At 44.8% G+C, this 21,700-nt stretch carries 17 protein-coding genes; 12 read left to right on the top strand and 5 right to left on the bottom strand.

The features are described from left to right. Nucleotides 1-183 precede the first annotated feature (183 nt). Both J2X69_RS21320 and dinB read right to left on the bottom strand, forming a co-directional pair. Nucleotides 184-3,147 (bottom strand): DNA polymerase III subunit alpha, encoded by a 2,964-nt coding sequence (locus tag J2X69_RS21320; RefSeq protein WP_310107898.1) that lies wholly within the window; start codon nt 3,145-3,147, stop codon nt 184-186. A 1-nt stretch (nt 3,148) separates the two neighbouring features. Continuing rightward, a complete protein-coding gene (gene dinB / locus J2X69_RS21315) occupies nt 3,149-4,297 on the bottom strand; it encodes a DNA polymerase IV (protein WP_310107896.1) in 1,149 nt (382 codons plus the stop codon). 69 nt (nt 4,298-4,366) lie between these two features. Here dinB and J2X69_RS21310 point away from each other — a divergent pair, with 69 nt between their 5' ends. The 7 genes from J2X69_RS21310 (at nt 4,367) to J2X69_RS21280 (ending at nt 12,795) form a co-directional block, all read left to right on the top strand. Continuing rightward, nucleotides 4,367-5,173, top strand: coding sequence for a LexA family transcriptional regulator (locus J2X69_RS21310; RefSeq protein WP_310107894.1), 807 nt, complete (start codon nt 4,367-4,369; stop codon nt 5,171-5,173). A 1,123-nt stretch (nt 5,174-6,296) separates the two neighbouring features. Then, nucleotides 6,297-7,463, top strand: coding sequence for an MFS transporter (locus tag J2X69_RS21305; protein WP_310107891.1), 1,167 nt, complete (start codon nt 6,297-6,299; stop codon nt 7,461-7,463). Nucleotides 7,464-7,532: 69 nt separating this feature from the next. Beyond that, nucleotides 7,533-8,135: a DUF2179 domain-containing protein gene (locus J2X69_RS21300; RefSeq protein WP_310107889.1), complete on the top strand. Its 603-nt coding sequence runs from the start codon at nt 7,533-7,535 to the stop codon at nt 8,133-8,135. Beyond that, nucleotides 8,135-8,842, top strand: coding sequence for a methyltransferase (locus J2X69_RS21295; protein WP_310107887.1), 708 nt, complete (start codon nt 8,135-8,137; stop codon nt 8,840-8,842). Before J2X69_RS21300 ends, J2X69_RS21295 begins: the two co-directional genes overlap by 1 nt. Nucleotides 8,843-9,011: 169 nt before the next feature. Then, a complete protein-coding gene (locus J2X69_RS21290; RefSeq protein ID WP_310107885.1) occupies nt 9,012-9,329 on the top strand; it encodes a hypothetical protein in 318 nt (105 codons plus the stop codon). Between the two features lie 10 nt (nt 9,330-9,339). Continuing rightward, nucleotides 9,340-11,739, top strand: a complete 2,400-nt coding sequence (locus tag J2X69_RS21285; protein WP_310107883.1) for a TonB-dependent receptor — start codon at nt 9,340-9,342, stop codon at nt 11,737-11,739. Nucleotides 11,740-11,742: 3 nt separating this feature from the next. Then, nucleotides 11,743-12,795: a DUF4249 domain-containing protein gene (locus J2X69_RS21280; RefSeq protein ID WP_310107881.1), complete on the top strand. Its 1,053-nt coding sequence runs from the start codon at nt 11,743-11,745 to the stop codon at nt 12,793-12,795. Nucleotides 12,796-12,840: 45 nt separating this feature from the next. On the opposite strand, the gene J2X69_RS21275 is transcribed toward J2X69_RS21280, so the two are convergent. After that, the gene (locus J2X69_RS21275; protein ID WP_310107878.1) at nt 12,841-14,181 is read right to left on the bottom strand and encodes a saccharopine dehydrogenase C-terminal domain-containing protein; all 1,341 of its coding nucleotides are present in this window, start codon (nt 14,179-14,181) and stop codon (nt 12,841-12,843) included. Nucleotides 14,182-14,301: 120 nt separating this feature from the next. Here J2X69_RS21275 and J2X69_RS21270 point away from each other — a divergent pair, with 120 nt between their 5' ends. The 4 genes from J2X69_RS21270 to J2X69_RS21255 all read left to right on the top strand — a co-directional run bounded on the left by J2X69_RS21270 (nt 14,302) and on the right by J2X69_RS21255 (nt 16,781). Beyond that, nucleotides 14,302-14,784 (top strand): cytidine deaminase, encoded by a 483-nt coding sequence (locus J2X69_RS21270; RefSeq protein WP_310107876.1) that lies wholly within the window; start codon nt 14,302-14,304, stop codon nt 14,782-14,784. 4 nt (nt 14,785-14,788) lie between these two features. After that, a complete protein-coding gene (locus J2X69_RS21265) occupies nt 14,789-15,436 on the top strand; it encodes an alpha/beta hydrolase (RefSeq protein WP_310107874.1) in 648 nt (215 codons plus the stop codon). A gap of 95 nt (nt 15,437-15,531) precedes the next feature. Next, complete coding sequence (locus J2X69_RS21260; RefSeq protein ID WP_310107872.1) at nt 15,532-15,969, top strand: UPF0158 family protein; 438 nt, start codon at nt 15,532-15,534, stop codon at nt 15,967-15,969. 305 nt (nt 15,970-16,274) lie between these two features. Continuing rightward, a complete protein-coding gene (locus tag J2X69_RS21255) occupies nt 16,275-16,781 on the top strand; it encodes a GNAT family N-acetyltransferase (protein ID WP_310107870.1) in 507 nt (168 codons plus the stop codon). Nucleotides 16,782-16,822: 41 nt separating this feature from the next. Here J2X69_RS21255 and J2X69_RS21250 read toward each other — a convergent pair whose 3' ends face one another. Beyond that, nucleotides 16,823-17,482, bottom strand: coding sequence for a bifunctional 4-hydroxy-2-oxoglutarate aldolase/2-dehydro-3-deoxy-phosphogluconate aldolase (locus J2X69_RS21250; RefSeq protein WP_310107868.1), 660 nt, complete (start codon nt 17,480-17,482; stop codon nt 16,823-16,825). Nucleotides 17,483-17,580: 98 nt separating this feature from the next. Further along, nucleotides 17,581-18,576: a sugar kinase gene (locus tag J2X69_RS21245; RefSeq protein ID WP_310107865.1), complete on the bottom strand. Its 996-nt coding sequence runs from the start codon at nt 18,574-18,576 to the stop codon at nt 17,581-17,583. A 283-nt stretch (nt 18,577-18,859) separates the two neighbouring features. Here J2X69_RS21245 and carB point away from each other — a divergent pair, with 283 nt between their 5' ends. Then, nucleotides 18,860-21,679 (top strand): carbamoyl-phosphate synthase large subunit, encoded by a 2,820-nt coding sequence (gene carB, locus J2X69_RS21240; RefSeq protein WP_310107863.1) that lies wholly within the window; start codon nt 18,860-18,862, stop codon nt 21,677-21,679. The last annotated feature ends 21 nt before the right edge of the window (nt 21,680-21,700 follow it).

Below are 21,700 nucleotides of genomic sequence, written 5' to 3'. Positions count from 1 at the left end.
TAACCCTGAACAACCAAGAAAGAGAATAGTAAAACAATCACTTAACTTAACTGTCCGGAAGACAAGAATGTGACAACCAAAATCAGGTAAGGTCATGGCCACTTCGGTCACCCGTCTTCGGTCTTCCGTCCAATAAAGCAAAGAAAATACGGCTACCGGCATCATTGCGGATAATCATGTTTTTTATACAGCTACAGCAAGTTCCTGAGCTGACGGTACTTCTTTTTTATCCTTCAGACCCACTTTCCACATGCCGTGCACATCGATGGCAAACGTCCCAAAATCTTCAATGACTTTGCCCCTGATTTTATAAAACCCCTTGCCTTGAAAAGGAAACCGTTTCAGGGAATTAGGGAAATGAACAGTGTCCAGCCAGTCACCCTTGGCATCGAGAAAGGTTCCAAAGGCCATGTGGTTCTGATTGACCGTACGCACGTCTTTGGTGGTGACAAGCTGACCGAGCATTTCCACATTCTTGCCCAGTAAGTCGGGAAGCTGATGTGCCAGAGCCATTCCCTTGCCATCATGGGCACAGAGTCTAAACATATCCGTGAGCGCAAAGCCGAGTACATTGATCTCATCCAGTGCGTCTTCCAGCGGATAATCAGGAAAATCAGGAAGCGTAAAATCCATGGGTGGTTCTTTGAATAGCGCAGGGGAATCAGGAATGGCGGTCAAGTGCTTTTGGGCGAAGTTGGCTTTCCAAAGCAGTGTTTTCTTACCCAAGCCCGTAAAGCCAAAGGCTCCCACGCTGATTAGGATGTTCAGCTGCTCCGGTCCTGCGTGGGTGCGCTCAATGAAGTCCTCCAGGTTTAGGTAATTTCCGTTTCTTTCCCTTTCCTCCAGAATCAGGTCACAGAGTTTCTTTTCCAGCTGCTGTACATGGATCATCCCTACGAAAATCTCTTCCCCCCTGATGTTGGTCAGGTATTCACTGCGGTTTACGCAGGGCGGATTTATCTTCGCACCAGTGCGCTTCAGCTCATGGAAATAGAATTCCGTGGCATAAAAACCCCCGAAATTATTGATCACGGCCACCATAAATTCCATGGGGAAATAGGTCTTCAGGTAAAGGCTTTGATAGCTTTCCACCGCAAAAGATGCCGAATGTGCCTTGGAAAATGAATAGCCACCGAAGGATTCCATCTGCCGCCATACTTCCGCACTGACCGTTTCTTCATGGCCCAATTCTTTGCAGTTTTTGAAGAAATTTTCCCTGATCTCAATAAAACGATTGTGTGATCTATACTTACCCGACATCGCCCGGCGCAGGATATCCGCTTCGCCCATGTCCAACCCGGCGAAGTGATGGGCGACTTTGATCACGTCTTCCTGATAGACCATCACACCGAAAGTTTCCTCTAGCAGTTCTTTCATTTTGGGGTGGAGGTACACGATCTTCTCAGGGTCATGAAAACGCTCAATGTACTGCTTCATCATGCCTGACTGTGCCACGCCCGGACGGATGATGGAGCTTGCTGCCACCAGCGTGAGGTAATCGTCACATTTCAGTTTGGTGAGCAGCTGCCGCATCGCCGGGCTTTCGATGTAAAAGCAACCGATGGTATCAGCGGTTCGGATTTGCTCCGCCACCTTTGGATCGCTCATAAATTTTTCCACCTGATGAATATCAATGTCGATCCCACGGTTTTGCTTCACCAGTGCAATGGTATCCTTGATGTGGCCGAGACCACGTTGACTGAGGATGTCGAGCTTGAAGAGCCCGATTTTCTCTGCCAAAAACATGTCTATTTGAGCGGTGCAAAAGCCTTTTGGAGGCAATTCATTCACCGTGTACTGATAGATAGGCTTTTCAGAAATCAGCATACCACCCGGATGAATGGAAAGATGATTGGGGAAATTCTCCAGTAATCCACCGTATTTCAAAATGGTACGTTGGATTTTATCCTCATTCATCGGCTGATCCTTGCCTCTCACGAGTTGGTCGATTTCTTCTTTTGGCAGCCCAAAAACCTTTCCCAACTCACGGATCACAGCTCTCCGCTGGAAGGTACTGTACATGCCCAGCAGTGAAACATGCTCTTTGCCGTAGCGCTTGAAAATGTAGTCGATCACCTCGTCCCGGTCTTTCCAGGAGAAATCAATATCAAAATCCGGAGGGGAAGTCCGGTGGGGATTGAGAAAGCGTTCAAAATACAAGTTGAGTTTGATGGGATCCACATCAGTGATTTTTAGGCAATAAGCCACAATAGAATTGGCACCACTTCCCCTGCCGACGTAGTAGAAGCCACGGTTCTGCGCATAGCGGATCACGTCCCAAACGATAAGGAAGTACGCATTGAAATTCAGGTCATTGATGATTTGTAGCTCCTTGATCAGACGGGCTTTGGCTACGGGATCGGTACCGTACCGATAATGGAAACCTTCCATGGCAAGTTTTGCCAGTAAAATCCGATCATCCTCCGCGCTGACATTGTAGTGCTTTTTGTTTTTGTCGGTGAGGAGTTCGGTCTTGAGTTCACAGGCATCGATCAGCTGTAGCGTGTTGCTGATCATTCCGGGAAAATTCCGAAAAGAACTCATCAGGGTAGCTTCCGAAACGAACATTTCATCCGGGGAAGCAAAGTCTTTTTCTCCCAGTTTACTGATCAGTGTATTTTTGGCTATGGCACGGAGCAGGCGATGTACGTTGAAGAAGGTTTTGTCCTGGAAAGTCACGGGATGTCTGATGATCCATTTTTTCGGGGCAGCTTCTACTTCCTGCTTTTTCACGCGATTCAGCTCGTTTGCCAGTACTCCAATAAATTCATGTTCTTTTAGGCTTTGCGCAGCAAAACTCCCAAAGGGATAGATAACCAACACCTCGGAAAAGCAATCCGGACGCTCGGGGAAAGTCAATTCTTGCTGCAAATGTTGAGACAGAAATCGGTTGATTTCGAGTAGGCCGGTATCATTTTTAGCCAATAGGATATAGCAGAACCTATTTTCGTTTCGAATCTCGGCTCCGACAATGGGCTTGATTTTCTTTTCTCTGCAGAAGTCCACGAAATCCCACGTATCGGCAGTACTGTTGATATTGGTGAGCCCAAGAGAAGCTAGGCCAAGCTCTGCGGCTTCCTTTGCGAGGTCTTGGGTGCTGAATGTACCGTAGCGGTAGCTGAACCAGGTTTTACAATTGATAAACATTCTATGCGGGCGTTAGGGTGATGGCTCGGGTGAGGCTTTTTTCGCCGTAGCGGTTTTTGATCCAGTCGATGGCTTGGTATAGACTCACGCCTTCTTCGGTATCCTGGAATAGATCGATCTGCTGATGTCCCTGCACGAGATGACTGACCTTCACGCCGATCAAACGTACGAGCATTCTTTTTTCATAGAGCTTCGCAAAGAGTTCCTTGGCCCGCTGGAGCAATACCTCATCCGAACTGGTGTAGGAGATGACGCACTGACGGCTAACCGTGTCGAAATTGGCATAGCGTAGCTTTACCGTGATGCAGCCACAGAGTTTGTGCTTTTGGCGAAGTTCAAAACCGACTTTCTCTGTCATTCGTACCAATTGGCTGTGGAGAAAAGCCATGTCGATGGTGTCTGATTCAAAGGTGTTTTCAGTCCCTATGCTCTTTTGCTCGGTGTAGGGGATGACCGGGGATTCATCGATGCCGTTGGCTTTACGTGAGAGATCGATGCCTGATTTTCCCAAGAGGTTTTGCATCATCCGGGGAGGAATCTCGCTGAGCAGCCTGATATTTTCCACTCCCATTCGCTCCAGCAATGCGGAGGTTTTTTCGCCCACGCCGGGCATTCTTCGGATGGAGAGTGGGGCGAGGTAGGGTTTTTCTAAGCCAAATGGAATAGTCGTCTGTCCGTCGGGTTTGGCGTCATGGGTGGCGACTTTGGATACCAGTTTGTTTGCTGCTAGCGCACAGGAGATAGGCAGACCCGATTGCTTATAGAGTCTCTCCCGTAATTCTTTGGTGAATTTTTCACAGCCAAAAAACCGGTCCATCCCCGTCATATCGATGTAAAACTCATCAATGGAAGCTTTCTCCATCACCGGCACCTGCTCTTGGATCATTTGGGTGATCAGGCGTGAATGCTGACTGTAGCTGTCATGGTCACCTTTGATGTAAAATGCCGAAGGGCAGAGTCTTCGTGCCAACTTCATGGGCATGGCGGAGTGCACACCGAATATCCGGGCCTCGTAACTGCACGAAGCCACGACCCCCCGGTCGGAGCTGCCACCGATGATGACCGGCTTATTTTTGAGGGCACTGTTTTTCAACCGCTCCACAGACACAAAAAACGTGTCCAGATCCAAATGCACGATATGCCTTTCCATTTCTCAGATTACTTGCTATATTTGATAGTATTAGTATCATTTTATTGTCATTAATTGTATCGAATAAAAATGGAAAGTCAAAGCTTTTTCTGGGCATCCAATCTGAAATTTCTCAGAAAGCGACGCAAATTGAGTCAGGACATGCTGGCCGAAAATCTTGGGATGACCCGGGCCAAGCTGAATGCACATGAAAATGGGCATAGCAAGTCACCGGCGATTGAGGATTTGCTGCTTTGTGCGGATTACTTCAGGATGAGTGTGGATACACTGCTTCGGGTGGATCTGTCCAAGCTCAGCGAACTGAAAATCCGTGATCTGGAAGCCGGAAATGATGTGTTTCTGAGCGGTTCGAAAGTCAGGATTCTGGCCACCACAGTGAGTTCAAGTAATGAGGATAATATCGAACTTGTACCGATCAAAGCGAAAGCAGGTTATCTGAGTGGATTTGGGGATCCGGAGTATTTGAGTACCCTGCCTGTTTTCAATCTGCCAAATCTGCCAAAAGACAAAAAATACCGCATGTTTCAGACTGAAGGAGACAGTATGTTGCCGATTGCAGATGGGGCTTATGTGATTGGCTCGTATCTATCCGAGTGGAGACTTGCCAAAGAAACTCCCTGCGTGGTGGTGACGGCAAGCGAAGGGATCAGTTTTAAGATGCTGAGTTTTCAGTCCGGGGGAAGAAACTTTTTGCTGCGCTCGCTAAATCCTGTCTACACACCCTACACAGTTCCTGCGGAAGAGGTTCGGGAGATCTGGAAATTTGAATATTACATGAGTGATGAGTTTCCACAGGAACCCCTGACGCTACAGCAAGTGGGAATTGAAATCTCGGAGATTAACAGGAAGTTGGAATTGCTACGGACTAATCTTTGAGGTGTCACCCGAAGGGTCTCCTCGAAGGTTTTGTATGGTTTCTTTCTCGCGGCGGCGCAAGGGCGCGGCGAAGGTTTTTGGGGGAAAATATCCCGCGAAGGCGCAATTGTATTGATGGCGGTGAGGAAGCTCTTGTTCGCACGTCATTGCGATGAGCGAGGTACGAGCGAGGAAGCAATCTCACTTCTTAGGAGGTTGAATTGAAGGAGGTCCAGATTATAAGCACCGGAGGACTTATTTTTAACAGTGACTTTATTTTTTCACGAGGGGGTCTCCTCGAAGGTTTTGTATGGTTTCTTTCTCGCGGCGGCACAACGGCGCGGCGAAGGTTTTGGGAAAAAAAACATCCCGCGAAGGCGCAAGGGAGCAATTATATTGATGGCGGTAGGGAAGCTCTTATTCGCACCTCATTGCGATGAGTGAGGTACGGGAGAGGAAGCATCTCACTTCTTAGGAGGTTGAATGAAGGAGGTCCAGATTATGAGTATCAGAGAACTTATTTTTTAACAGTGACTTTATTTTTTCACGACGGGGTCTCCTCGAAGGTTTTGTATGATTTCTTTCTCACGGCGGCGCAACGGCGCAGCGAAGGTTTTTGGGGGAAAATATCCCGCGGCGCAAGGGCGCAATTGTATTGATGGCGGTAGGGAAGCCGGTTTTTAGTAGGGAAGCTCTTTAGTGAGGGATGAGTGAGGTACAAGTAATAAAAATCATATAAGGCAGTTCTGTTTTTAACCGCAGTGAACGGGGAGGTTTTCGCAGAGTGCGCAGTTTGTAGGTGTCCTGCTTCTCCAGAAGCTGAATCTACTATACTTTCATGCCCTTGTGGAGGAAGTTGGTCTTAGTCAATGTTTCGGTATTGCAGTCGGGAGACTGCAATGTATTGGGTTCAAGTCATGAGAAACAAGTTTGGATGTCGCAACGCGAAGACAATATTTTTTGACTTATCCTGAGGGATAATTCCTCTTAAAATTTCCCTAGTTTTGGCAGGCTGACCAGAACTAAAGTACCATACGTTCGGGTTAAACTTGTGGATGTTCGGTTCTGTAAGGTTTGTTCGCTTGAATCAGTCGTTACTATATCACCAATATCACCCCTAGTATTTAATTTTTACTTTGCTGTTTTGACTAAATCATTTTCTGCCCAATCGCTCCTTATCACAGGGATTCTCTTGGTTTCGATCAATTTGCGCACTTCGATAGCGTCGGTTGGGCCATTGATTCCGTTTATCCGTGAGGATTTGGGTTTGTCCAATGGCCTGGCGGGATTTCTCACCACGCTTCCTTTGCTGACATTTGCTACCTTTTCGCTTTTTGCTCCCGGGATAGGAAAGCGCTTGGGAATGGGAAGGGCAGTGTTCTTAGCTATTGGTATTTTGACTTTAGGAGTTGTTGTTAGGGTTTTGGATGGGGTGGTTCTACTGTTCTTGGGTACAGCACTCACAGGTATAGGCATCGTGATTGCCAATGTTTTGCTGATTCCGCTTATTAAGGTGAGGCTGCCTGAGAAACTTGGGATAATGACTGCACTGCTGGCTACGATGATGTCGCTTTTTGCGGCCATAGCCATAGCGGTAAGCGTACCGTTGGCAGTTGATTTGAACCTAGGATGGAGAGGATCACTGGCCTTCTGGGCTATTTTTATGGTTATAGCTTTAATCATCTGGATCCCTCAGCTCCAACGCCCAAAAGCGAGTCTGCACCAAGTGACTGAACCTGCCAAAAACGTTTGGAAATCCAAGCTTGCCTGGCATGTGACGATCTTTATGGGTGCCCAGTCTATTATGTACTTTACTGTGATTACCTGGCTGCCCGATATGCTGATTTCCAGAGGCTGGACGCCTTCCCAAGCAGGCATAGTTGCTTCTCTTATGCAAATGGTTTCCTTGATAGGCTCTTATTTTGCGCCGAATCTATTGATTAAGCTCAGGGAGCAAACCGGGGTGGTGAAGGCGGTCGGTGCCGGATATTTGATTGGATACCTTGCACTTTTTATAGAAAATGAATTGCTTACTTATGCGGCCTTAGCGATAATAGGTTTGTGTATGGGGGCAAGTTTGAGTATCGCTTATACGTTGATTTCTCTAAGAACAGCAGAAGACCAGACTACTGCCAAACTCTCAGCTATGGTTCAGTCTTCCGGCTATTATCTTGCAGCTTTGGGACCTTTGCTCTTTGGGGTTTCTCTTGATTTATTTAATAACTGGAATGCTCTTATTTACTTTTTACTGGTTTTCGCAGCGATCTTCACTTATTTCGGTATGTCAGCAGGAAGAGATCGTAAAATCTAATTCCAACTATTGTTTCGCTCTCATGGGAATCAGGTGTAATTTTGTGGCTTCAATCTGAATCCCGTTCTCATGCAAGAATTCCTTCATACACTAGGCGTTTCTGAACAATTATTCAATTACCTGATCATGCCCCTGCTCATTTTCTGTGCGAGAGTAGGCGATGTGTCGATCAATACCCTGAGAATCATGTTTATGATGAATGGGAAAAAGAATGTTGCGCCGTTTTTAGGTTTTTTTGAAGCATTGATTTGGCTGCTCGCCATTGGTCAGATTTTTCAAAATATCGATAATCCCCTTTCTTACGTGGCCTATGCCGGCGGATTTGGTACCGGGACTTATGTGGGGATGTATTTTGAGGAGAAATTGGCGCTGGGAAGAGTGCTTGTGCGAGTGATTACACCCAAACCCCTTCCTGAATTGATTGAGTACATGAAGACCCGTGATTTCCGTTTTACCAACGTAGGCGGAGAGGGAAGATTTGGCAAAGTAAATCTGCTTTTTACCGTGATGAAGAGGGAAAGCCTCACTGAGTTTGTCGCTACAGTCAAAAGTATAGATGAGAAAGCATTCTATACGATTGAGAGTGTGAAGCGGGTGTCTGAGGATGATTTAAACTTGATGGATGATAAGCCAAGGTTCAACATGAGCTTCTTTAGTAAAGCCCGCACCTAATGGCCAATTCCTGGTTCCAGTTTCAGCGGTTTCGGATCAATCAGGATAATTGTGCGATGAAAATCAGCACGGATGCTGTCGTGCTGGGAGCGTTGGCGGACGCTGCTTCACCACGAGAGATTTTAGATGTAGGCACGGGAACAGGGGTGATTGCGTTAATGCTTGCCCAGCGGTTTCCCACAGCAAAAATTCAGGCAGTGGAGATAGATCCGTTGGCTGCTTCCCAAGCTTTGGATAATTTTCGGGCAAATGCATTTTCGGAGCGTATGCAGCTTTGGAAGGGTAGATTTCAGGACTTTCAAACCCAAGAGAAATATGATCTGATCGTGAGTAACCCCCCTTATTTCCCGGGTCATCTGAAATCACCTGATGTGCAGCGCAACATGGCTTTGCATACAGACGAGCTTTCCTTTCAGGATTTATTGGGGAAAGTGCTTCAGCTTCTTCAGGGGGATGGACAGTTTTGGCTTATACTTCCTCCGAGGCAAATGCAGGATTTTCAGGAAGAAGCAGAGAAACATGGATTATTCCCTGAAGCTAAATTCACACTCCAGGACAAGCCAGGGAAACGGATTTTGCGGGAAATCTGCTCTTTTTCCCGAAAGCAAACCGAAGTTAAAGCCACCGAGATTTTCATCAAAAATGAAGATGGAACTCCTCATAAGAGCTATGTGGTATTAGTTCGTGGGTTTTTGTTGAATTTTTAAATCTAGGGTATAAATAATATCTTTTTTTACATAAATTTTGATTTTTATTCAAAACTAGGTTATAAAAAGTATGGTTTTTATTTATTTTTCAGTGTAATGATGGTATTTTGGTTGTGTATGAATGATATTTTTATATTTTTGATCAGATATACTTTCAATAATCAAATTCATGCGAAAATCTCTGTCTCTGAGTGTTTTAGTAATGATTTTTTTGGGGTGGGGCTGTACAGAAGACGAAGGTAGAACCATCTTTCTCCCCACTGAAGAGGTTTTGTATATCAACGGGAAGATACTTAATCTTTTAGAGGGCCAAATAGCAGATCAGTATATTTGCGTTAGTAATCGGGGATTTTGGAAGACAACTTTTACAGGTTTCCGGAAATTTGGTGATTTGCCATTTGACATCAGAGAGTCTGCGGTTTTCGAATTGAATGCAGAAGGAAGCTATCCTATGGAGTTTTACAAATTAGATCCAGATAGAATCTAGTCCTGCGTATATGAAAAAATATATACTCTTGTTTTTTCTGATCGTTTCCCATTTTGGTTTTTCGCAGACTACTTCTGTGAAAAGAGAGGTGGTAGGAAATGATATCGGACAGCTCAAAGGAATCAAAATTTCGGGAAAAATCATCGATGAAATTACCGGAGAAGCACTGGTCGGAGTGATGGTGACAGTGCCGGAGATCAGTGTAAATAGTATAACAAACAAAAGTGGGGCTTTTGAGTTGATTCTGGATCGAGCTGAATACAACCTTCAATTTCGCTATGTAGGTTATGAGACGGTGGATTATCCTATTGTAGCGGTAGGTGAGGGAAGGGTCTCAATCAAAATGATCCGGAAAGATTTTCAGCTGGATGACGTGGTGATTTTTGGAAGAAACCCGGAGAAAAATATCCGTGCCACAGATATGGGGACTATTACCCTGAATATGAATGCCATCAAAGAACTTCCTCCATTTCTGGGGGAGGTAGATATTATCCGTTCTATGGCGGCTTTGCCCGGCGTAAGTCAGGTGGGCGAGGCCTCGGCAGGGTTGAACGTGCGTGGAGGTGGGGCAGATCAGAATTTGATACTGTTTGCAGGTGCCCCGATTTATAATTCCTCACACCTTTTTGGTTTGTACACTTCCTTTAATGCGGATCTTGTAAATGATGTCACTCTTTATAAATCTGTGATCCCATCGCGTTATGGAGGAAGAGGCTCGTCTATTTTGGATATCACCCCAAAGTCTGGGAGTGTTGCCAAGTGGGGAGCTGGTCTGATGGTCAGTAATGTGTCAGGTAAAGTATCGTTCCATGGACCCTTAATCAAGGACAAAGTATCTGTGCTTGGAGGGATTAGAGGATCGTATATTAATTGGTTTTTGAACTCGCTAAGCAATCCTGATCTAAAAAACTCAAGAGCTAATTTTTATGATGGAAATCTGATTATTTCAGCACCGATTTCAGATAAAAATGAATTCAGCTACAGCTTTTATCGAAGTTATGATGACTTTGCTTTAGCCTCAGACACGACAATCTCTTGGGCCAACACCAGTCATTCCTTACAATGGAAAAGTGTTTTGTCACAGAGCCTTAGCCTTGAAGTATTGGGGTACCATACCCAATATGACTACAGTATTTTCAACCGCTCAGGGATCAATGATTTTTACCTAAACTCCGGAATCCAAGACTATGGTGCAAAACTCTTTATGAGCTATTCATTATCTGAATCCAATAAAATCGGCTTTGGAGCTGACTACAAGCAATTGAAAATCCAGCCTGGGGAATTAATTCCAAATGGACTTGATGAGGGGATTTTGCCGCAGAAAGTCCAGGATGAATTTGGCAGGGAGTCAGCCATTCATTTCCAGCATGAATTTGAGATTGGAGAAAAATTGGGAGTATCCTATGGGATACGCTATGATCTGTATCAATACTTGGGGCTAAGAACGGTAAGAGAGTATGCGGAAGATCAGCCTATTTCGGATGAAACCGTTACCGGAGAGACTACCTACGGAGCAGGTGAAAAGATTAGGGGCTACGATGGCATAGGCCCCAGAGGGTTGTTGCGTTATTCTTTTTCAAAAAGCAGTTCCATCAAAGCCGGATACAATAAAATGTATCAGTTTATCCATTTGATTTCCAATACAGCAACTATTGCTCCGACGGATGTTTGGAAGCTGAGTGATACGTTCATGAAGCCACAGGTAGTGGATCAATATTCTCTGGGCTTTTACAATAATTTCAAGGGAAATATTTTCGAAACCTCCATCGAAGTCTATTATAAAGACATTCAGAATGTGATGGACTATAAGGATGGTGCAAATCTGATCTTGCAAAATAATCCCGAGACAGAGCTGGTGCCTGCAAAAGGGAAAGCTTATGGGATCGAATTGTATGTAAAAAAGAATCTAGGCCGATTGACGGGGTGGGTATCCTATACTTACTCCAGAAGTTTGAGACGAGTGCTCACACGTTACGAGGAGGAGAAAATCAATGACGGCGAATGGTATGCTTCCAATTACGACAAGCCTTATGATGTCACGGTTATTGGGAATTATAAGCTAAGTGCCAATACTTCTGTTTCAGGTACTTTTGGTTATAGTACCGGTAGGCCAATTACTTACCCGGAAGCAAAGTTTTCCTATTCAGGCAATTCATTGGCTTATTTCAATCGAAGAAATGAGCGGCGTCTTCCGGACTTCCACCGCCTTGATTTGGCCATTAACTTCAAGCTTGTTGGTGAAGGGAAGTTCTTTGACGGAGATTGGACATTTTCTGTGATGAATGTTTATGCCAGGAAAAATCCTTTCTCACTTTTCTTCGTGGACAAATTGGGTGCCCCTCCCCAGGCTATGAAACTTGCCATTTTAGGTGTCCCACTTCCCAGTATCAGTTACTCGATTAAGTTTTGACCAATGTATAAAAAGCTCATTTATATTGTCTTACTAGCGACAGCTTCTTGTATCGATCCTTACGAGACAAGAGTGGACAAAGGCCTTCAGCTTTTGACAGTGGAGGGGACAATTACCAGCAAGGTAGGGACGCATACCGTCCGGTTGACGAGAAGTGATACCTATGGGAGTATATTCGAAGGGGTAGTAGAGCCGGTCACGGGGGCCACGGTGATTGTGAAGGATGATTTGGGGAACGTAACTTTGCTCGGGGAGAATGTGGGAAGCCGGGGCAATTACTATACGCCGGCGGATTTTGCGGCTATAGTGGGAAGGTCTTATACATTACAGATTCAATTGGTCGACGGCAAGGTATATACTTCACTTCCTGAGCAGGTGAAAGATGTTCCGCCTATCGGGAACCTTACTTATCAAAGCGAACGAATTCCTGTGGAAGGAGAAATAAATGATGCTTCCGGGGTGGGTTTTATAGTGGAAGTAGATGATCCTGAAGAAGAAAGCAACTTCTATTACTGGAGAAACAGCAGGGCAACTTACGTGCTGGAAACCAGGCCGGAGCTATACATTGACCCGGTGACTAAGGCACCTGCTCCAAAAGGCTGTTGCCCTGTCTGCTACAAATCGGAAACTACAGGCAATAATTCATTTTTTATTGCAAGTGATGAAAATTTCAATGGCTTGAGGACAAGGATAAAAGCAGGATTTGTTCTGGATGATGGATTACGGTTTGTCAATACATTTCGTGTGGATTTAAGACAACTTAGCATTACTGCTGAGGCGTTCCGTTTTCTTCGCTTGGTAAAGCAGCAATCCGAGACCAGAGGTTCTGTCTTTGATCCGCCTCCGGCCAGTATTCGAGGGAATATGATTAGTCTGGATGATCCTGACGAGGTGGTTCTGGGTTATTTTATTGCTGCAGGGGAGACTTCCCGGCGTGTGTATATCAAGGGTACGGAACTTGATTTTAGACAGAATGTAGGGGTTGTTCCGGATGATTGCAGAGAGGTGGATGATTCAGTAGTTAATCCTCCTGCGGATTGGAATCCAGGGGAGTAGTGGAAGGGTGAAATAAGCTGGCTTGGATGGCATTGTTTCAAAAACTTAGGCGGAATCATATAGCTTTTCTTGCTCTTGAAAGCTGATTCCATAGTCTTCCAGCGCAGCCAAAACCGGATTGTAAATCTCCGGAAGCACGGGGACGTGGAGACCTTTCAGTTTAATCTTTCCATCCAGAAATAGGTCAACAGCAATTGCCAGCGGAAGCCCCACTGTCTTTGCCATGGCTGTATAGGTGTCATCTTCGCCAAAGCACACCAAACTAGATCTGATTTCCCTGATGCCTTCTGCGGTTTTGACTTGGAAGAGGTGCTGCATTACGATCATATCTTTGTCTTCTGGGTAAAGCTTCCAGTTCTTTTCAAGAATAGCTTGAAGAATTACCGCAGGTGAGCCATCTGTTCTAGGGAGCAAGTCATTCCCAAATAATCCCAGCCACTGGATTTTCTCCCAAGTCGGGAAATCAAAATCAGGGATCAGATTTCCGAGTTTTTCTTCTACAGAAAGCTGAGGATCGTAAGGCAAGAATGCGTTTAAAAATTGTCTTAATGTTGTTCCTTCGGGCAGATTCATCTGAAAACTATCGTCGCACATCCCCAACTGCACAAAGACGTTCCAAGCTTTGCAGAAGCCGGACCTTCTTAGCGTGCCGCGGAGAATGGTGCCGATATTCTTCAGTCCATACACCCGTCTGTAGCTGAGCGAATCCCGATTGGGATAGCCGTCAAAATCTCCCAGTCCGGGAAATTGAATAGTTTCTAGCCGGTTGAAAAGCTGATGATAAGGGACAAATTTCAAATCGCCATTTTCTATGTAGCGGGAAGTTCCCTGACCTGCGAGCACCACGTTCCTTGGATTCCAAGTGAACTTGTATTTCCAGGGATTATCCTCTGACTCAGGTGCCAGAAGTCCGCCGCAGTAGGATTTGAAAGAGAGGATTTCCTCGCCCTTTGATTTTGCGGAATGGATGATCTGCATGGCAGACATGTGGTCTATTCCCGGATCCAAGCCGCATTCATTCAGGAAAAACAAGCCTTTTGCTTCGATTTCCGACTTCATTTCACGCATTTCTTCAGATTCGTAAGAAGCCGAGAAAAAATGGATTCCAAAATGCAGACAATCCTTTGCCACCAACGGATGCATAAAAGCAGGCAGCATAGAAATCACCACATCGGCCTCTCTGATAAGTGCCTGTCGGGATTCCCTGTCCTCAATGTCAAGTTGGCGTGCTTGGGTATTTGGCTGATTTTTAAGTTTTTTGGTTGCGGAATCCGGATTAATATCCGCCAAGATTAATTGTCGGTCTTTAGTTTGGCAGCTTTTTGCCAGAAAATCGATCAGAAAAATAGCGGATTTTCCACCGCCTAAAATCAGGATTGTATGCATGTGCTATAGAATTACCGAGGCTAAAATGGAAAATATATTTTAGGGTAAAAAATGCAACAAGAATATAAAAAGGAACAAATTCCTACCTTAATCGTTAGGAAAACTCCAATTTATAGAAAGATGAGTAAGAAAATAAAAATAGAAGCTGAGTTTGAAGAACTGGCATGGGAGGAATTGACTGTAGAAAATCAGCAACTGATGATGCGGGCGAGAAAAGTGTCTGAAAAAGCCTATGCGCCTTATTCTGACTTTCATGTGGGAGCAGCTGTCCGGCTAGAATCCGGTGAAATTCTACAATCCAGTAATCAGGAAAATGTAAGTTTCCCGGTGGGAGTTTGCGCTGAGCGGCTGGTACTTGGCTATGCGGGAGCAAACTTTCCGGATCTTGCAGTGAAGGAAATCGCAATAGTGGCGCGTAGAAAAGGAGATGAGATCTGGGCGGGAGTTTCCCCTTGCGGACTTTGTCGGCAGACGATCAATGAAGTAGAAATGAGATTTAATCAGCCAATCATCATCCTTATTCAAAATCCCGATGGCTCCGTACTCCGATTTCAGGGGATTCAGACGCTTTTACCTTTCAAATTTGACGATCTGAACGCATAGAGTTTTGAAGAAAAGTATCAGTTTTCAGTATCAGGCGCACTATTCAGTTTCACATGAGCCTACTTTCCAAGAGAAGGAGATCTGGCTGGTGTTGCATGGATACGGGCAATTGGCCGAGTTTTTCATCAGAAAGTTTCAGGATTTTGATTCCTCTGATCGGCTCTTTGTAGCTCCTGAAGGGACGAATTACGGTTATCTCAATGGTTTTTCGGGGAGAGTGGGGGCGAACTGGATGACAAAGTATGAACGGGAAGTAGCCATCCAAAACAATCATACTTACCTGGATCTTTTGATGGACAATCTACTTTCGCAGTATAGGGAAATGCCGACAGTCAATGTGCTGGGATTCTCACAGGGAGCGGCTACTGCCACACGTTGGGCAAGTAGATGGACAGGTGAAGTGAGTCGGCTGGTGCTTTGGGCAGGAGGTTTTGCCCAAGACATGGTTTTGGACGATGTGCGGGAGAAATTTTCACAAACCGAAATTACATTGGCCATAGGAGATCGGGACGAATTTGTCACGCCGGAAAGCCTTGAAATACAGAGAGAATTGATCAGGAACTTGGGTAAAACGGTGAAAAAGATGACTTTTTCGGGAGGACACGAAATTGATGTAGGATTGCTTTCAAAAATTCTTGATTCAAGTGGGTAAATCCAACTATATTGGCACTTTAATCGCTTAATTAACAATAGAGTTTGATCAGAATTCGACATTCACTATTTTTCTGAAAATTTTGTAAACCATCAATGCTTTCCCTTACCGAAAAGGAGATAGACCTTATCTCAACACAATTACTCAAAGGAATGATCTGTTTCTATCAGATCGATAAGAAAAGAATTCATCAGATGCCGGATGATGAGGATTATTATAATTATGATCTGACTGAGGCAGAAGAAGATGTACTGGATGAAATTGAAGAAAACCCGGACAATTATGCCGAGTTTACCCAGATGGAACCGGCCCAAGAGCATCAGATGATGCAGGACTTTATAGATCGGCGGGTCAAAGAAAGAAATCTTGCGGAAGATTTGGTTAGTTCCCTGACCAAACCGAAAGCAAATACGGCATTTAAGTTTTTGATCGAGGATTCTAAGTACAAAACCGAATGGGCTGAGTTCCGTAAGGAAAAATACTATGACTGGATCAAGGAGCAGATTGACAGCTTCAACTACACCGAAGATTAATGGATAGCCGGCCGATTTGGTCGGCTATTTTTTTGGTTTAACCGCAGTGAACGCAAAGGTTTACGCAGAGGGTGCGGGTGTGATGTCAGGCTGAGTGCCCGCCGGTGGGCAGGAAGGCAAAGCCATCCGGAGAGCCTACTTAACCGCAGAGTCCACAGTTTTCTTGCTTCTCCAGAAGCTGGATTTGTTGAAATTCAGGGTGGTCTTGACTATCTTATGTCCAAGCCTTATTCACTTTATTGCCGCGTAGAAGTTTTTGCCTTATTGAATAAGAAGATTTCATCATTTTTTTATATTTTGATAGCATGCAAGAGACAGCCAATTACATGATCAGAAATACACTTAAACCCGGTGATCTTGGGCAGGTGGCTGCCTTGCACGGTAAAGTCTATTCCGAAGAGCATGACTTTGGATTGGGCTTTGAGGCCTATGTCATGGAAAGCTTGCTGGAATTCTATCGTGCATACCATCCACAGAAAGACCGTGTGTGGGTGGTGGAGAGTGAAGGGAAAATGATCGGTTTTGTATTGCTCATGCATCGTCCTGCAAACCGCGCCCAGTTGCGGTATTTTATTTTGGCAAAGGAATTTCGTGGACTGGGAATAGGAAGCAGACTGATGAAAGAGTGGATGGAGTTCTACAGGGAAGCTAACTACGAAGCTGCTTATTTGTATACCACATCAGGACTGGATGCCGCGGTCAGTTTGTATGAAAGGATGGGCTTTCGTAAGATCAGCGAAATGAAATCACGAAATTTTGGAGTGCCGTTATTGGAGCAGTATTATGAGTTAATCACCTTTTCGGAAAAATGAAATTTGTAAGTGGTAAGAACGTATCCTACCACTTAAACTACTTATTTAATACCTTTAATCACCTGTAGCGTTTCGGCAATTTTATTCTCCAGCAAATCAAATTGCTGATTTTTGATCCAGTCTTTCTTGAAAAGCTGTGATCCCATCCCAACGCAATACACGCCTGCATCAAACCATTCCTTCAGGTTCTCTTCGGTAGGTTCTACACCACCTGTAGGCATAATGTGCAGCTCAGGATAGACGGACTTGGCGGCAGCTACAAATGCCGATCCTACTACATTTCCCGGGAATGCTTTCACTAAGGTAGCTCCAAGCTTTTTTGCCTGAAAAATCTCAGACATGGTCGCACAGCCGGGAATCCAAAAGACTTCCTTTGAATTACAAAACACGGCTAGTTCCGGGATCAAAGCCGGAGAAACGATAAAATCAGCCCCGGCATCTATAAAGGCATTTGCGTCTTCAGTGGTGAAGATGGTGCCGATTCCCATAACCATATCGGGGTATTTGCCGGCATAGGAGTAAAGCTCTGTGAAAACATCCAGAGAGTTAGTCGCCCGGTTTGTGAATTCAAAAACCCGAATTCCTGCTCTGTACGAGGCGTCGAGTACGCCTTTTGCCACTTCTATATCTTCATGATTGAATACAGGGATCATTCCTGTCTCGCTCATGGCTTGTAGCATTTCACTTTGTGAAAATTTCATATGTTTATAATAGTTTTTCAATGGTCATATGGAATCTCGCAGGGTTTAACATCATTGCAGTGTGCGCCTCTTGAGTCATGCTCGATTTCATACTTATTTTAGCGTAAAAGTTTACCTACATTTTTTCCTTCCACCAGCTGATTGACCTCATCGAGAGAGACGAAGTTTGCATCTCCCGGAATAGAGTGCTTCAATACCGAGGCGGCAACAGCAAAATCCAATGCATTCTGATCATCTGAATGAAGTAAGCCATAGATCAGCCCTGCCATGAAGGCATCGCCGCCCCCAATTCTATCCACGATATGGGTCATCTCATAGGCCTTGGATTCCAGTAGAAATTCCCCGTTCCAAAGAACTCCGCTTAGGTTGTTTTCAGAAGCACTGATTGAATCACGGTGTGTGGTTGAAACGTATTTTAGGGAAGGACACATGCTTTTTGCTTTTTTGCAGGCTTGCAGGTAGTCAGTCTCTTCGATTCCCATACAGTTTTCGAAGTCCGTCAATCCTGCAATAATCAAGTGGGAAGGTTCTATCAGTTCAGGCATGACATCCATGGGGCCTTTGCCGTATTGCCATAGATTTCTACGGTAATTGATGTCGGCACTTATTTTCACACCAAGTCTAGAAGCTGCGAGTACTGCAGCTTTGCAAAGATCTGCGGCGGATTGGGAAATTGCCGGAGTAATTCCTGTCCAGTGAAACCAGTCCGCGCCTTCAAATATTGTTTCCCAATCAAAATCTTCCACATTGACCTGAGCAAATGCCGAATCAAAGCGATCATAGATGATTTTTGATGAGCGCTGCATAGCGCCGTTTTCCACAAAATACACACCCATTCTTCCTTCATTGTAGCGAATAAACGAAGTGTCTACTCCTGCAAATCCAAGCCTGCTTACCGCAGCTTTCCCGATTTCGTGATCCGGGAATGAAGTCACATGAGCTGCAGACAGCCCCCAGTAGGCCAGGGAAACAGCCACATTTGCTTCTGCTCCTCCGTAATTTACTTCGTAAGATTGTGTGTTTACAAAGCGGTCGTGCCCCGGAGTGGATAGACGGAGCATGATTTCGCCAAGCGTGATTATTCTTTTATTCATCTATAGGCTGTTTTACTATTTTGGATTTATCGAAAAATAGGAACGACAGATTAAATTCCTCTTGATCTTAATGATTAGACAATAATAAACGCCATTTATTGGTTTACCAAGTAAAACCAACTCAATTCTTTGCCAAAAACGGAATAATTACGAGGAAAAATTGAAAGGTATTTAAATACTGTTTTTGATTTCTTTAGGGTTTTACCGTGCCTCTTCGGAATATTTTTCTAATTTTGCCCCAATTTGGACTTAAGCAAAACTTTCCCATCAATCTCCCTCTCTAATGCCTAAAGATAGCAGTATAAAGCACGTTCTCATCATTGGTTCAGGTCCCATCGTCATTGGTCAAGCTTGCGAATTTGATTACGCAGGCTCACAGGCAGCCAGGTCACTTCGCGAAGAAGGGATCACTGTCACGCTGATCAACTCGAATCCGGCGACTATTATGACTGATCCTGTCACGGCCGACAATGTCTATTTGCTTCCTTTGGAAAAAAAATCCATCGTTAAAATCCTTAAAGATCATCCGGACATAGACGCAGTTCTTCCTACCATGGGTGGGCAGACGGCCTTGAATCTGGCCATCGATTGCGAGAAAGGTGGTGTGTGGGCGAAGTATGATGTAAAGATGATCGGTGTGGATATCGATGCGATCGATACAGCTGAAAATCGCGAGAAATTCAAAGCACTGATGGAAAAAATCGGTGTTGGAGTATGTAAAGGTGATACTGCCACCTCTTTCCTTCAGGGGAAAGAAATCGCCCAGGAAATCGGTTTCCCGCTAATCATCAGAGCTTCCTATACCCTAGGTGGCGCCGGTGGGGCATTTGTCGAGAAAGAAGAAGACTTTGAAAAAGCACTTGTTGCAGGCCTTCAAGCCTCTCCTGTACACGAAGTACTGATCGAGCAGAGTATTATGGGCTGGAAAGAGTACGAGCTCGAAGTGATGCGTGACAATATCGGCAATATGATCGTGATTTGTTCTATCGAGAATTTTGATCCTATGGGTGTGCATACCGGTGATTCTATCACGGTAGCACCGGCGATGACCTTGCCGGATACCACGTATCAGCGCATGAGAAACTATGCCATCACGATGATGAACAGCATCGGGAATTTTGCGGGAGGCTGTAACGTGCAGTTTTCTGTAAGCCCGGATAATTCAGAAATCATCGGTATTGAGATCAACCCCCGTGTTTCCCGTTCTTCCGCTTTGGCTTCTAAAGCTACCGGATATCCGATTGCAAAAGTAGCGGCTAAACTAGCTATAGGATATAATCTGGATGAGTTGAAAAACTCAATTACCGGAACAACCTCGGCATTTTTTGAGCCTTCTATAGATTATGTGATCGTGAAGGTGCCCCGTTGGAACTTTGATAAGTTCAAGGGTGCTGACAGAAGACTGGGACTATCGATGAAGTCGGTAGGTGAGGTGATGGGGATTGGACGTAACTTCCAAGAGGCTCTTCAGAAGGCTTGCCAATCTCTGGAAATCAAGCGAAACGGACTTGGAGCTGACGGCAAGGAACTTCGTAATCAAGACGAAATTTTGTACTCTTTAGCCAATCCTAGCTGGAACAGACTTTTCCATATCTACGATGCATTCAAGCTTGGGATTTCTTTCCGTACGATTCAGGATTTGACCAAGGTAGACAAGTGGTTTTTGAAGCAAATCGAGGAATTAATTCATCTGGAAAAGGAAATTGGGAAATATAAACTCAATACCATCCCTCAAGAGCTGATGGATCTGGCAAAGCGTAAAGGCTATGCGGATCGTCAGATTGCGCACTTGCTGGATTGCTTGGAAAGCGAAGTTTTCGACAAGCGATACAAGGAAATGGGCATCAAGCGGGTGTATAAATTAGTTGACACCTGCGCTGCGGAATTTGAGGCGAAGACACCTTATTATTACTCTTCTTTTGGCTCTGAAAATGAGTCTATAAAATCAGACCGTAAAAAAGTAGTAGTGTTGGGTTCCGGTCCAAACCGCGTCGGTCAAGGAATAGAATTCGATTATTCCTGTGTACATGGAGTCTTGGCTGCCAAAGAATGTGGCTACGAGACGATCATGATCAACTGTAATCCCGAGACAGTTTCAACTGACTTTGACATTGCGGATAAACTTTACTTTGAGCCTGTATTCTGGGAGCATATCTATGAGATCATCCTTCACGAGCAGCCTGAGGGCGTGATCGTGCAGCTAGGTGGTCAGACTGCCTTGAAGCTTGCTGAGAAGCTGGAGAAATACGGAATCAAGATTATCGGGACAAGCTTCGAAGCCTTGGATTTGGCAGAAGATAGGGGAAGATTCTCTTCTCTTTTGAAAGATCTGGATGTTCCTTATCCTGAGTTTGGGACTATTCACAATACCGATGAGGCGCTAGAGCTTTGCAAGACGATAGGATTCCCTCTTTTGGTGCGTCCTAGCTACGTACTGGGCGGCCAAGGCATGAAGATCGTGATCAACGAGAAAGAGCTTGAGCAGCATGTAGTCGATGTGCTGAGAGATATCCCAAATAACGAGATTTTGCTGGATCACTTCCTGGAAGGAGCTATAGAAGCGGAAGCTGATGCGATTTGTGATGGAGAGAATGTGTACATCATCGGAATCATGCAGCACATCGAGCCGGCGGGAATTCACTCCGGTGATTCTTATGCAGTGCTTCCTCCCTATAATCTGGGAGATTTGGTGATTCGTCAAATCGAGACTTACACAGAGAAAATTGCTCTTGCACTGAGAACTGTCGGGTTGATCAATATTCAGTTTGCAATCAAAAACAACAAGGTTTACATCATTGAGGCCAATCCTAGAGCTTCCCGTACGGTACCGTTTATTTGCAAGGCATATAGAGAACCTTATGTGAATTACGCCGTAAAGGTGATGTTGGGAGAGAAAAAAGTCACTGACTTTGAATTCAAACCTTATAAGAAAGGTTATGCTATCAAAGAGCCTGTTTTCTCTTTCCATAAATTCCCGAAAGTCAATAAAGAATTGGGTCCTGAAATGAAATCCACCGGTGAAGCGATTTACTTTATCGATGATCTGATGGATGATTATTTCTTGAAAATCTACGCAGAGCGGAATCTGTATTTAAGTAGATAATTTCGAACCAAAAAAAAGAGC

Origin of the sequence: Algoriphagus sp. 4150 (assembly GCF_031457395.1) — a bacterium.
GTDB lineage: Bacteria > Bacteroidota > Bacteroidia > Cytophagales > Cyclobacteriaceae > Algoriphagus.
Note: the sequence above shows the minus strand (reverse complement) of the source record. Positions and strands in the feature narration are given on the sequence as shown.

Coding starts and splice junctions, on each gene's coding strand:
- dinB (WP_310107896.1), bottom strand. CDS start 4,297: ATGGAAAGGCATATCGTGCATTTGGATCTGGACACGTTTTTTGTGTCT.
- J2X69_RS21260 (WP_310107872.1), top strand. CDS start 15,532: ATGCTTTCCCTTACCGAAAAGGAGATAGACCTTATCTCAACACAATTA.
- J2X69_RS21255 (WP_310107870.1), top strand. CDS start 16,275: ATGCAAGAGACAGCCAATTACATGATCAGAAATACACTTAAACCCGGT.
- J2X69_RS21275 (WP_310107878.1), bottom strand. CDS start 14,181: ATGCATACAATCCTGATTTTAGGCGGTGGAAAATCCGCTATTTTTCTG.
- J2X69_RS21245 (WP_310107865.1), bottom strand. CDS start 18,576: ATGAATAAAAGAATAATCACGCTTGGCGAAATCATGCTCCGTCTATCC.
- J2X69_RS21250 (WP_310107868.1), bottom strand. CDS start 17,482: ATGAAATTTTCACAAAGTGAAATGCTACAAGCCATGAGCGAGACAGGA.
- J2X69_RS21310 (WP_310107894.1), top strand. CDS start 4,367: ATGGAAAGTCAAAGCTTTTTCTGGGCATCCAATCTGAAATTTCTCAGA.
- J2X69_RS21280 (WP_310107881.1), top strand. CDS start 11,743: ATGTATAAAAAGCTCATTTATATTGTCTTACTAGCGACAGCTTCTTGT.
- J2X69_RS21300 (WP_310107889.1), top strand. CDS start 7,533: ATGCAAGAATTCCTTCATACACTAGGCGTTTCTGAACAATTATTCAAT.
- carB (WP_310107863.1), top strand. CDS start 18,860: ATGCCTAAAGATAGCAGTATAAAGCACGTTCTCATCATTGGTTCAGGT.
- J2X69_RS21290 (WP_310107885.1), top strand. CDS start 9,012: ATGCGAAAATCTCTGTCTCTGAGTGTTTTAGTAATGATTTTTTTGGGG.
- J2X69_RS21270 (WP_310107876.1), top strand. CDS start 14,302: ATGAGTAAGAAAATAAAAATAGAAGCTGAGTTTGAAGAACTGGCATGG.
- J2X69_RS21320 (WP_310107898.1), bottom strand. CDS start 3,147: ATGTTTATCAATTGTAAAACCTGGTTCAGCTACCGCTACGGTACATTC.
- J2X69_RS21285 (WP_310107883.1), top strand. CDS start 9,340: ATGAAAAAATATATACTCTTGTTTTTTCTGATCGTTTCCCATTTTGGT.
- J2X69_RS21295 (WP_310107887.1), top strand. CDS start 8,135: ATGGCCAATTCCTGGTTCCAGTTTCAGCGGTTTCGGATCAATCAGGAT.